This window comes from Castellaniella hirudinis, from assembly GCF_047468865.1.
Classification (GTDB): Bacteria; Pseudomonadota; Gammaproteobacteria; order Burkholderiales; family Burkholderiaceae_B; genus Castellaniella; species Castellaniella hirudinis_A.
The window spans coordinates 59,435-70,205 of the sequence record NZ_JBLGTV010000016.1 but is presented as its reverse complement, the minus strand read 5'-3'; the positions used below and the strand labels follow the sequence as shown (position 1 = coordinate 70,205).

Genomic DNA, 10,771 nt, shown 5'->3' with positions numbered 1-10,771 from the left:
CCAAAAAGCCACCATCATTACCCAGGTGGGTCAGATTTACTCCGACAGGGTGGGTCAGTATTACACCGGCGATGACAGATTGACGCCCGCACAGGCCTGTCGCGCATGGCGGCCCGTGCGCTGACCGAGCGCCGAGCAGCATGTCGTATTCAGCACCGCCTACACGACATGCTGGCCCAACGCCTGTACGGCCTGTGCTGCGGCTACGAAGACCTGAACGATCACGACACCTTGCGCGCCGACTTGCTGATGCAAACAGCCGTTGGGCGGGATCGGCTCCTGGCCAGTTCGCCCACGCTCAGTCGACTTGAAACGGGTGCCGCTCGCGCGGATGCCTGGGCGCTGCACCAGGTGCTGGTTGATCACTTCATTGCCAGCTTCGCCACCGCGCCCAAGGAACTGATCCTGGATGTGGATGCCTCGGATATCCCGCTGCACGGTGAACAGGAACTCAAACAGTTCCATGGCTATTATGACCATCACTGCTATTTGCCGCTGTACGTGTTCTGCGGCCAGTCGATGCTGACTTGCCTGCTGCGGCCCAGCCGCATTGACGGGGCCAAGCATGCTGAGTCCCCCCGGGTTTTGAGGAGGCTCCAACTTTTGAGAGAATGGTCACCTGGCCGTGGCAGAATGGGGTAGGTAGTTGCTACTTTCTGAAGGGCTCGGTCCTTGTGTTTTTATTTTTTTGGGGGTACATTTAATTATACGCACTGTTGTTGAAACCCCTACCTTTCGGAAGCAAGCTGACGATGTGTGGAACGAAGACGAACGCTACGCTTTTATCGGCTGGATCGCCGAGCATCCAGATGCGGGTGATGTGATCCCTGGTGCTGATGGTGCGCGCAAGGTGCGCTGGTCGCGCATAGGCATGGGTAAGCGCGGCGGTGCGCGGGTGATCTACTTTCATCTGGTTGATGATGAAATCGTGCTGTTGGTCATGATTTACGCCAAAGCAGAGCGCACCAATGTGAAGGCCAAGGACGTCAAGCGGAGTTGACCATGAAGATCCTCAAGAAACTGGATGTGGACAAGGTGACGGCTGCCATCGAGGCCGATGCGGGTCAGGCGCTGCCTGGGCTGCGTGATGCGCTGGCTGAAGCCAAGGCGGGCCAGTTCGCCCAGACGCATACGCCAGAGCAAATCACAAAGCGTCGGGGGCGACCCGCGGGCAGCACTCAGGCGGTGACGAAAGAGGCGGTGAAGCTGCGCCTGGATGCCGATGTGTTGGCGGCGTTACGCGCTAGCGGTGAGGGCTGGCAGACGCGCATCAACGATACCTTGCGTGCATCATTGGCGTTGAGTGGCAAGGTCAAGGCGCATCCAGCTGGTTGATGTCGTCCAGAGACGTCCACCCCGATCCGCTCCAATCCATGTGTCTTTGGTACTGTTTTTGGTGCTTTAGTCAATAAAACAACAGTTACCAACCTATAAAGTTCTGGCCTCGTTGACGCACCAAGACATGTTTTCAGGCTGTCTAACACCGCGTGCTGTGATCGACATGGCGGCTTCGGAGCCCCCGGAGGCCCCTTTACTTCAAATTCCCCGACAGGAACTGCTGCAGCCGGGGGCTTTGCGGGTGGTCGAAAATATCCACGGGAGACCCGGTTTCCTCGGCCACGCCCTTGTGCAAGAACATCACGTGCGAGGCTAGGTTGCGGGCAAAGCCCATTTCGTGGGTGACCACCAGCATGGTGCGGCCTTCTTCGGCCAGTTTCTGCATGACTTTCAGCACTTCGCCCACCAGTTCGGGATCCAGGGCGGAGGTGGGCTCGTCGAACAGCATGACTTCCGGTTCCATGGCCAGGGCGCGGGCGATGGCCACGCGTTGCTGCTGGCCGCCGGACAGGGACGAGGGATATTGGGTTTCCACCTTCGGATCCAGGCCGACCTTGGCCAGATAGTGGCGGGCGCGTTCGGTGGCTTCGGCGCGGCTGAGTTTCAGCACCTGGATGGGGGCTTCGATGACGTTGCCCAGCACGTTCATGTGCGCCCACAGGTTGAAGTGCTGGAACACCATGGCCAGTTTGGAACGCAGGCGGCGCAGTTGATCCAGGTCGGCGGCGTGGGGTTCGCCGTGTTTGTCCTGGATGATTTTCAGGGTCTCGCCATTGAGCGAGACACTGCCCTTGTTGGGTTTTTCCAGGAAGTTGATGCAGCGCAAAAAGGTGGACTTGCCCGAGCCGCTGGACCCCAGGATGCAGATGACGTCGCCGGCGCTGGCCTGCAGGGATACGCCTTTCAGGACTTCGTTGTCGCCGTAGTGCTTGTGGATATTGAGTACATCGAGTTTGGACATGGCAGATTATCGGTGGTTGCCCAGATAGGCCAGGGCGCGGTGTTCGTACCAGCGGAACAGGCCGATCAGGGTAAACGACAGGCACAGGTACAGCAGGGCGGCAAGGCCGTAGGAGGCAAAGGTTTGGTAGGTGGCCGAGTTGGCGTCGCGGGCGACCTTCAGAATGTCGGGCACTGTGGCGGTGAACGCCAGCGATGTGGCGTGCAGCATCAGGATGACTTCGTTGCTGTAGGCGGGCAGGGCGCGGCGCAGGGCCGAGGGGATGATGATGCGCCGGTACAGGGCGAAGCGAGTCATGCCGAAGGCGCGGGCGGATTCGATTTCGCCCGCGTTGGTTTCACGGATGGCTCCGGCGAAGATTTCGGTGGTGTAGGCCACGGTGTTCAGCGTCAGGGCCAGCACCAGGCAATTGAACCCGCTTTGGAAGAACACCGCCAGCGGGGGCGTGTCCTTGATGAAGTCCAGGCTGTAGATGCCGGCGTAGATGAACAATATCTGCACGTACAGCGGGGTGCCGCGAAACACATAGCTGAAAGTCCAGATGGGCACGGACAGCCAGCGGCGCGACGATACCCGGGCCACGGCCAGGAAGATGGACAGAAAGAAGCCCATGGTGACGGACAGCACCAGCAGCCACAGGGTGACGGCCATGCCGGACCAGCCGCCGTTGCTGGCGTACAGATAGGCGCGCCAGAATTCGTCGATGACGTCGATCATAGGGCGGCCTCGCGCACGCCGACGCGGTAGCGTTTGTCCAGCCAGTACAGCACCCCGTTGGACAGGGTGGTCAGGGCCAGGTAGATCAGGCCGGTGATGGAGATGAACAGGAACACGCGGAAAGTCACGTTGCCCGCATCCTGGGCGACCTTGACCAGGTCGGACAGGCCGATCAGGGACACCAGGGCGGTGGATTTCAGCAGCACCTGCCAGTTGTTGCCGATGCCGGGCAGGGCGTGGCGCATCATTTGCGGAAACAGCACCCGGCGGAACACCTGGAATTCACGCATGCCGTAGGCCGTGGCGGCTTCCAGCTGGCCGTAGGGCACGGCCATGAAGGCCCCCCGGAAGGTTTCGGCAAAATACGCCCCGTAGATGAAGCCCAGGGTCAGCACCCCGGCCCCGAAGGGGTCGATGTCGATGTAGTCCAGGCCCAGCAGGTCGGTGGCTTCGTTCAGGTAGATTTGCAGGCTGAAGAAAATCAGCAGCATCAGCACGAGGTCGGGCACGCCGCGGATCAGGGTGGTATAGGCGGTGGCCAGCAGGCGCGCCCACCACAAGGAGGACAGTTTGGCCCAGGCGCCCAGCAGGCCCAGGAACAGGGAAACCAGCAGGGACAGCAAGGCAAGCTGAATGGTGACCCAGGTGCCTTCCAGCAGCAGGGGGCCGTAGCCGTTCAGGAACATGAAAAATATCCAATAGGGCCGCCGCCCGGATCAGATGGCCCGTGTCGGGGGCGTGATCCAGGCGGCAGGGCGGTGGGGCGGCATGCCGCCAGCCGGATTATTGGGCGGGGAACTGGATCAGGCCGTCGGCGAAGTATTTTTTCGCGTAGCCCTGGATGGTGCCGTCGGCCAGCATGCCTTGCAGGGTCTTGTCGACCTCGGCTTTCAGGGGGTTGCCCTTGCGGATGCCGATGGCGATGGGCTCGTTGAGGATGGGGTCGTCCAGCGTCATGTCGGCGAGCTCGTAGTCGGCGCCTTCGGGTTTTTCGAGAAAGCCTTCAACCGCGCTTTGGGCTTCCTGGAAGGTGGCGTCCAGGCGGCCCGCGGTGACGTCCACGTAGGCGTTGGTGTAGCTGGGGTAGGACACGACGTTGACGCCGTTGGGCGCCCAGAACTTGCGCGCATAGGTTTCCATGGTGGTGCCCTGCTGCACGCCCACGCGCTTGCCCTTGAGGGAATCGGCCGTGGGTTCGAGGCCGCTGCCTTTCTTGACCATGAGCTTGACCGGCACAATGAAGACCGGGGTGGAGAAGTCGATGACCTTCTTGCGCGCCTCGGTGGCGGTCATGGTGGAATTGGCCAGGTCGAACTTGCGCGCTTGCAGGCCGGGGATCAGGCCGTCGAAGGACGTGTCGATCCAGACGCAGTTGCGCTGCATGCGCTTGCACAGTTCGTTGCCGATGTCGATGTCGAAGCCTTCGAGCTGGCCGTTGGGATTGCGGTATTCGAACGGCGGGTAGCCGGCCTCGGTGGCGATTTTCAGGTCTTTGGCGTCGGCGGCCGAACCGATGGCCGGGATCAGGCCAGCTGCGATCAGCAGGGTGGCACCAAATAGCGCTTTCTTCATGAAGGGTCTCCTGTGGGGCCGGCATGGGGGTGCCCATCCGGCGATGACAAGGCGTGATGTTACCCCAGCTGCTTGCCCGGGCACATCAAGCATTACCCTGATATGCCCGGGCAGGTTGGCGGAAAGCCGTTATTCAGGCAGGGCGGGTTCGCGGCTGGGTTCGAGCTGGACGGCTTCCTGGATCAGGCGGATGACCTCGTCGACATCGTCGGTGACGGTCAGCAGATCGGCGTCGAAGGGGCTGACGGTGCCGTTGACCACCAGTTGGTCGTTGATCCAGTCGATCAGCCCGGACCAGAACACCGTGCCCACCAGGATGATGGGGGCGGGGGGCTGCTTCAGGGTTTGCACCAGGGTGACGGCTTCAAAGAGCTCGTCCAGCGTGCCGAAGCCGCCGGGCAGCACCACGTAGGCCAGGCTGTGCATGAAGAAGGACGCCTTGCGCGAATTGAAATATTCGAAGTACAGGCTGTCGGTCTGGTAGCCGTTGTCGGAGCTTTCGCGCGGCAGGCGGATGTTCAGCCCCACGCTGCGCCCGCCAGCCTCGAAGGCGCCCCGGTTGGCGGCTTCCATCAGGCCGGGGCCGCCCCCGGCGATCACGGGCACGCCCAGCTGGGCGATGCGGGCGCCGAGTTCCTGGCCCAATTCGTAAAATGGGTGGCCGCGGCAGATGCGGGCGCTGCCGAAAATGCTGACGCCCAGGCCGATTTTCTGGAAAGCCACGGCGGCCTGGCGCATCTCTGTAATAATTGTGGGAATCTGTTGTTCCGCCGAGACCCGTTTAGTCTTATTGTCTGTCATGAAAAAAACCTTGTTGCTTGTTGATGGGTCCAGCTATCTGTACCGCGCTTATCATGCCATGCCCGATCTGCGCAATGCGCAGGGCCAGCCCACGGGGGCTTTGTATGGGGTGATCTCCATGTTACGAAGGCTGCTGCATGATTACAAGGATGCCGCCCACTATGGTGCGTGTGTCTTTGACGCCCCGGGCGGGTCGTTTCGTGACCAGTTGTACCCCCAGTACAAGGCCAACCGGCCCTCGATGCCCGATGACATGCGCACGCAAATTCCCGCCATTCACGCCGCCGCCGCCGCGCTGGGCTGGACTGTGATTGCCATGCCGGGGGTCGAGGCCGATGACGTCATCGGCACCCTGGCCGCTCAGGCCGCCAAAGACGGCCTTTATACCATTATTTCCACCGGCGACAAGGATTTGGCCCAATTGGTCAATGACCGGGTGGAACTGATCAACACCATGTCGGGCGAGCGCCAGGATCCCGCCGGGGTCATGCAGAAATTCGGCGTGCCGCCCGATCGCATCATTGATTACCTGATGCTGACGGGCGATGCCGTGGACAATGTGCCCGGGGTGGACAAGGTTGGCCCCAAGACCGCCGCCAAATGGCTGGCGCAGTACGGCAGCATCGAAAACCTGGTGGCACATGCCGGCGAGATCAAGGGCGTGGCCGGGGCCAACCTGCGCCAGGCGATGGCCAATTTTCCGCTGACGCGCGATTTGCTGACCGTCCGTCTGGACTGCGATCTGCCGCCTGAAAACACCGCGCTGGCCATGCCGCTGCGCGAGCCGGATCAGGCGACCCTGATCCAGTTGTATGAAACCTATGGGTTTCGCACCTGGCTGCGCGAAATCACGGGCGAATCCGACCGCATCCCGGCGCAGGATGCGCGCGCGGCCCAGCCGGATGCCGTACCCGCCGCGCCCGATGGCGTGCAGTACGACACGATTCTGGACAAAGACCATTTCGCCCAGTGGCTGCAGCGGCTGCGGCAGGCCGATCTGGTTGCCCTGGATACCGAGACCACCAGCCTGGATCCGATGGCGGCCCGTCTGGTGGGCTTGTCGGTGTCGGTGCGGGCGGGCCAGGCGGCCTACATTCCCGTGGGCCATACGGCCCCCGGCACGCCCGATCAGCTGGATCGGGCCTGGGTGCTGGATCAGTTGCGCCCCTGGCTGGAAGACGCCACGGTCCCCAAACTGCTGCACAATGCCAAGTACGACAGCCATGTCTTCGCCAACGAAGGCGTCGCGCTGCGCGGGGTGCGGCACGACACCATGCTGCAGGCCTATGTGCTGCAGTCGCATCGCCGGGTCAATTTGCAGGATTTATGCATCCAGTGGCTGGGGATCACCGGCACCACGTATGAAGACCTGTGCGGCAAGGGGGCCAAGCAGATCGGCTTTGACGAACTGGCCCTGGATCAGGCTGCGCATTATGCGGCCGAAGACGCCGATTTCACCTTGCGCCTGCACCAGGTGCTGCTGCCCAAAGTGCTGGCTGACGAGGGCTTGGCCCGCACGTATCAACTGGAAATCGATACTTCGGCGGTGCTGACGCGCATCGAGCGCAATGGGGTGGCCATCGACGCCCAGGTGCTGGCCCGCCAAAGCCACGAGCTTGGCCAGCAGATGCTGGATCTCGAAACCCAGGCGCATGCGCTGGCCGGCCAGCCGTTCAATCTGAATTCACCCAAGCAACTGGGCGAAATCCTGTTCACGCAGATGCAGCTGCCCGTGTTGCGCAAGACCGCCGGCGGCGCGCCGTCCACGGACGAAGAAGTCCTGACCCGGCTGGCCGCCGATTACCCTTTGCCGCGCCTGCTGCTGGATTACCGCGGCATCGCCAAGCTGAAATCCACCTATACCGACAAGCTGCCGCGCATGATCAACCCGGAGACAGGACGCGTGCACACGCGCTATGCCCAGGCGGCGGTGGTCACGGGGCGGCTGGCGTCGTCCGATCCCAATCTGCAGAACATCCCGGTGCGCACCGCCGAAGGGCGGCGGGTGCGCTCGGCCTTCGTGGCCAGCCTGGGGCGGATCGTGTCGGCGGACTACTCGCAGATCGAACTGCGGGTCATGGCCCATGTGTCGGGCGATGAAAATCTGCGCAAGGCCTTTGCCGACGGGCTGGACATCCACCGCGCTACCGCCGCCGAGGTCTTTGGCGTGGCCCCCGACCAGGTGGATGCCGAACACCGCCGGGCGGCCAAGGCCATCAATTTCGGCTTGATCTACGGCATGGGCGAATTCGGCCTGGCCAGCAACCTGGGGATCACCCGGGCGGCGGCCAAGTCCTACATCGACCGCTATTTCATGCGTTATCCCGGCGTGGCCGACTACATGGATCGCATCCGCCGCCAGGCCCGCGAACAGGGCTACGTGGAAACCGTCTTCGGCCGCCGCCTGTATTTTCCCGATCTGGCCGGAGCCAAGGGGCCGCGCGCGGCCGCCGCCGAACGCGCCGCCATCAATGCGCCCATGCAAGGGACGGCGGCGGATCTGATCAAAATGGCCATGGTGGCGGTGCAGGACTGGCTGTCCGGCCAGGACTTGCGCAGCCTGATGGTGATGCAGGTGCACGACGAACTGGTGTTTGATGTCGTGCCCGAAGAACTGGATATCTTGCGCCAGCGGGTGCCCGAATTGATGGCGGGGGTGGCCCGGCTGGCCGTGCCCCTGATCGCCGAGGTAGGCGTGGGGCGGGACTGGGGCGAGGCCCACTAGGCTCCCGCCTGGCCGACCCCGCGCCTCAGTCGGCCTCGCGCAGGCGGTTCGGGCGGAGTTCGCCGTGCCGGGCCAGGATGGGGTAGGCCGCCGCATTCACCAGGTACGCGTTGATGCCCCCCGTGTCGCGCAGGATTTCCAGATAGAAGGCGCCGATTTCGGCGGCGTCCAGCAGGCCGGTCTTGATGCGCTCCAGATGGCGCTCGGCGGCTTTGGCTTCCAGGCTGCGGAAGTATTCTTTTTCGAAGGCCAGGTTGCGGGCCACCTGGCGGTCGGCGGATACGAACAGCGCGGCGGCCTGGCGCAGGTTGCGCTGCAGGCGCTCCAGCGTGTCGGCGAGTTCGGCCTTCTGGCCGGTGTCCAGCGCCCAGTGCTTTTTGTGCAGACGGCTGGCGTGGCCCAGCAGGCCCATGCCCGAAACGCTGGCGGCGTGCGCGATGTTCATGGAGAAATCGAGAATCAATTTCAGGTATTGCTCGTCCTCGGCGCTGAGGCTTTCCTGATCCTGGGTGGCCAGGAACGTGGTGATGGACTGATCCAGCTGGCCGATCACGCCGTTGAGGTAGCGGGCGCGGCCGATGGCCTGGCCGTCGTTGCGCAGCAGGGCGTGCTGGGTCAGTTGCAAGGATTCGCGCAGCAGGTCGGTCAGGCGCAGGGCTTCGCGGGCGGCCTGGCCCAGGGCCACGGCGGGCACTTCGCGGGCGGAGGCGTCCAGGTAGCGCGGGCGCGCGGGGTCGTCCGGGTCGCTGCGCTGGGGCAGGAAGCGGCGCAGCAGGCGGGCGTAGGGCCGTAGCACCGGCATGAAGCACAGGGCCACCGCCAGGTTGAAAATCAAGTGGAAATTGGCCACGCTGTGCGCGGCGTCGCTGCCCAGGGCGTGCATGATGGGGTCGGCCCAGGGCAGCAGGGCCATGCCCAGCGCGCAGCCCGCCACGCGGGTGCCCAGGTTGCCCACCGGCAGGCGGCGCGAGGCCGGGTTGTCGTCGTGCCCGCCTTCCAGCACGGGGTTGATGGCGGTGCCCAGGTTGGCCCCCAGCACCAGGGTATAGGCCAGGGCGGGGTCGGCCAGGCCGTGCAGGGCCAGGGACATGATCAGCACCACCACGGCTACGCTGGAATGCGAGGCCCAGGTCAGCGCCGTGCTGGCGATCAGCGCCAGCACCGGGGCGTCGCCCAGGGCGTCCAGCGCCGTGCCCAGCATGGGGGCGTTTTTCAGGGGCTCGAACATGGTGACCAGTTCGTTCAGCGACAGCAGCAGCAGACCCAGGCCGATGAAGGCGCGGCCCAGGTCGCGTGCGCGCCCCGGGGCATAATGGCGGAACATCCAGACCCCGACCAGGATCAAGCCGGGCGCCAGGGCGGTGGGGTTGAAGGACAGGGCCTGGACGATCAGCGTGGTGCCGACGTTGGCCCCCAGCATGGCGGCCAGGCCGGGCACCAGGGAGACCAGGCCGGTGACGGCGAAACCAGTGATCATCAAGCCCGTGGCGGTGCTGCTCTGGATGGCGGCGGTGATCACCAGGCCGGTGCCGAAGGCGCGCGGCAGCGACCCCATGGCGCGTCCCATCCACAATCCCAGGGTTTTGCCGAAGGCCCGTTGCACCCCGGTTTGCACCATATGCACGCCCCACAGCAGCAGGGCGATGAACCCGCTGAAGGCGATGATGACCTGAAGTTCCTGCATGGCGGCAGCGGTTTCAGCCTGCCTGGTTGCGCAGGGCTTCGATGCGTTTCTCGATGGGCGGGTGCGAGGCGAACAGGGCGCCGAGGTTGCCCCCGGCAATGCCGGCGGCCTGGAAGGACTTGGGCAGTTCGCCGGCCTCGACCCCGCCCAGGCGGGCCAGGGCGCGGATCATGGGTTCGCGCGCGCCCAGCAGGTGGGCCGAGCCGGCGTCGGCGCGGAATTCGCGCTGGCGCGAAAACCAGGCCACGATGATGGAGGCGATGACCCCGAAAAGGATTTCACAGACCAGCACGCTGGCGTAATAGCCCATGCCGACGCCGCGGTCGTTTTTCAGGATGGCGCGGTCGATGAAATACCCCACCAGGCGCGACAGGAAGATCACGAAGGTATTGACCACCCCCTGGATGAGGGTGAGCGTGACCATGTCGCCATTGGCGATGTGGGCGACCTCGTGCCCCAGCACGGCGGTGACTTCTTCTTCGGTCATGGAGGACAGCAGGCCGGTGGAGACCGCCACCAGGGAGTCGTTGCGAAAGGCCCCCGTGGCGAAGGCGTTGGGGGCGCCTTCATAGAGGGCGACTTCGGGGCGGCCGATGCCTGCGCGGTCGGCCAGCTGGTGCACGGTGTCCACCAGCCAGGCTTCGCGCTGGTTGCGCGGGGCCTGGGGGTCGATGACCTGGGCGCCGGTGCTGGTCTTGGCCATCCATTTGCTCATCAGCAGCGAAATGAATGACCCGCCAAAGCCGATGAAGGCGGCGAACACCAGCAGCTGCGCGGGGTCGACCCCGTTGGCCGTCAGGTAGCGGCCAACGCCCAGCAGATTCATGGTGATGCTGAGAACCAGCATGACGGCCATATTGGTCACCAGGAACAGGATGATTCTTTTCATTGAGGGAGATGCTCCGCAAATCAGGTTTCGATGTGCCAAAGTGTATAGTATCGGCTTCCCGAACTGTATCCCTTTGGTGGTAAA

At 63.8% G+C, this 10,771-nt stretch carries 10 protein-coding genes and 1 pseudogene; 4 read left to right on the top strand and 7 right to left on the bottom strand.

All coding sequences use genetic code 11. The features are described 5' to 3' along the window. Positions 1 to 81: 81 nt before the first annotated feature. The 3 genes and pseudogenes from ACMHYJ_RS15150 to ACMHYJ_RS15140 all read left to right on the top strand — a co-directional run. A pseudogene (locus tag ACMHYJ_RS15150) lies at positions 82 to 615 on the top strand (transposase); the annotation flags it as partial. 91 nt (positions 616 to 706) lie between these two features. Beyond that, positions 707 to 1,000, top strand: coding sequence for a DNA-binding protein (locus ACMHYJ_RS15145; RefSeq protein ID WP_414247030.1), 294 nt, complete (start codon positions 707 to 709; stop codon positions 998 to 1,000). Positions 1,001 to 1,002: 2 nt separating this feature from the next. Next, positions 1,003 to 1,335, top strand: coding sequence for a BrnA antitoxin family protein (locus ACMHYJ_RS15140; RefSeq protein WP_414247024.1), 333 nt, complete (start codon positions 1,003 to 1,005; stop codon positions 1,333 to 1,335). Between the two features lie 196 nt (positions 1,336 to 1,531). Here the strand turns inward: ACMHYJ_RS15140 and ACMHYJ_RS15135 are convergent, their stop codons facing one another. The 5 genes from ACMHYJ_RS15135 to ACMHYJ_RS15115 all read right to left on the bottom strand — a co-directional run bounded on the left by ACMHYJ_RS15135 (position 1,532) and on the right by ACMHYJ_RS15115 (position 5,389). Next, positions 1,532 to 2,299: an ABC transporter ATP-binding protein gene (locus tag ACMHYJ_RS15135; protein ID WP_414247023.1), complete on the bottom strand. Its 768-nt coding sequence runs from the start codon at positions 2,297 to 2,299 to the stop codon at positions 1,532 to 1,534. 6 nt (positions 2,300 to 2,305) lie between these two features. Then, the gene (gene hisM / locus ACMHYJ_RS15130) at positions 2,306 to 3,016 is read right to left on the bottom strand and encodes a histidine ABC transporter permease HisM (protein ID WP_414247022.1); all 711 of its coding nucleotides are present in this window, start codon (positions 3,014 to 3,016) and stop codon (positions 2,306 to 2,308) included. Then, a complete protein-coding gene (locus ACMHYJ_RS15125; RefSeq protein ID WP_414247021.1) occupies positions 3,013 to 3,702 on the bottom strand; it encodes an ABC transporter permease in 690 nt (229 codons plus the stop codon). Before ACMHYJ_RS15125 ends, hisM begins: the two co-directional genes overlap by 4 nt. 97 nt (positions 3,703 to 3,799) lie before the next feature. Further along, positions 3,800 to 4,588 carry a transporter substrate-binding domain-containing protein gene (locus tag ACMHYJ_RS15120; protein ID WP_414247020.1) on the bottom strand — a complete coding sequence of 263 codons (789 nt, stop codon included), beginning with the start codon at positions 4,586 to 4,588 and terminating at the stop codon, positions 3,800 to 3,802. A 129-nt stretch (positions 4,589 to 4,717) separates the two neighbouring features. After that, positions 4,718 to 5,389, bottom strand: coding sequence for a TIGR00730 family Rossman fold protein (locus ACMHYJ_RS15115; RefSeq protein WP_414247019.1), 672 nt, complete (start codon positions 5,387 to 5,389; stop codon positions 4,718 to 4,720). Here ACMHYJ_RS15115 and polA point away from each other — a divergent pair. After that, a complete protein-coding gene (polA, locus tag ACMHYJ_RS15110) occupies positions 5,388 to 8,114 on the top strand; it encodes a DNA polymerase I (protein ID WP_414247018.1) in 2,727 nt (908 codons plus the stop codon). The two genes, ACMHYJ_RS15115 and polA, sit on opposite strands and share 2 nt — an antisense overlap. 25 nt (positions 8,115 to 8,139) lie before the next feature. On the opposite strand, the gene ACMHYJ_RS15105 is transcribed toward polA, so the two are convergent. Together ACMHYJ_RS15105 and htpX are read right to left on the bottom strand one after the other, a co-directional pair. Further along, the gene (locus tag ACMHYJ_RS15105) at positions 8,140 to 9,798 is read right to left on the bottom strand and encodes a Na/Pi cotransporter family protein (RefSeq protein ID WP_414247017.1); all 1,659 of its coding nucleotides are present in this window, start codon (positions 9,796 to 9,798) and stop codon (positions 8,140 to 8,142) included. 13 nt (positions 9,799 to 9,811) lie between these two features. Continuing rightward, positions 9,812 to 10,687 carry a protease HtpX gene (htpX, locus tag ACMHYJ_RS15100; protein ID WP_414247016.1) on the bottom strand — a complete coding sequence of 292 codons (876 nt, stop codon included), beginning with the start codon at positions 10,685 to 10,687 and terminating at the stop codon, positions 9,812 to 9,814. Positions 10,688 to 10,771: the final 84 nt, after the last annotated feature.

Bases quoted from the DNA above. Each gene is read 5' to 3' on its own strand.
- ACMHYJ_RS15140 (WP_414247024.1), top strand. From the start codon at position 1,003: ATGAAGATCCTCAAGAAACTGGATGTGGACAAGGTGACGGCTGCCATC.
- ACMHYJ_RS15135 (WP_414247023.1), bottom strand. From the start codon at position 2,299: ATGTCCAAACTCGATGTACTCAATATCCACAAGCACTACGGCGACAAC.
- hisM (WP_414247022.1), bottom strand. From the start codon at position 3,016: ATGATCGACGTCATCGACGAATTCTGGCGCGCCTATCTGTACGCCAGC.
- ACMHYJ_RS15125 (WP_414247021.1), bottom strand. From the start codon at position 3,702: ATGTTCCTGAACGGCTACGGCCCCCTGCTGCTGGAAGGCACCTGGGTC.
- ACMHYJ_RS15120 (WP_414247020.1), bottom strand. From the start codon at position 4,588: ATGAAGAAAGCGCTATTTGGTGCCACCCTGCTGATCGCAGCTGGCCTG.
- polA (WP_414247018.1), top strand. From the start codon at position 5,388: ATGAAAAAAACCTTGTTGCTTGTTGATGGGTCCAGCTATCTGTACCGC.
- ACMHYJ_RS15115 (WP_414247019.1), bottom strand. From the start codon at position 5,389: ATGACAGACAATAAGACTAAACGGGTCTCGGCGGAACAACAGATTCCC.
- ACMHYJ_RS15105 (WP_414247017.1), bottom strand. From the start codon at position 9,798: ATGCAGGAACTTCAGGTCATCATCGCCTTCAGCGGGTTCATCGCCCTG.
- htpX (WP_414247016.1), bottom strand. From the start codon at position 10,687: ATGAAAAGAATCATCCTGTTCCTGGTGACCAATATGGCCGTCATGCTG.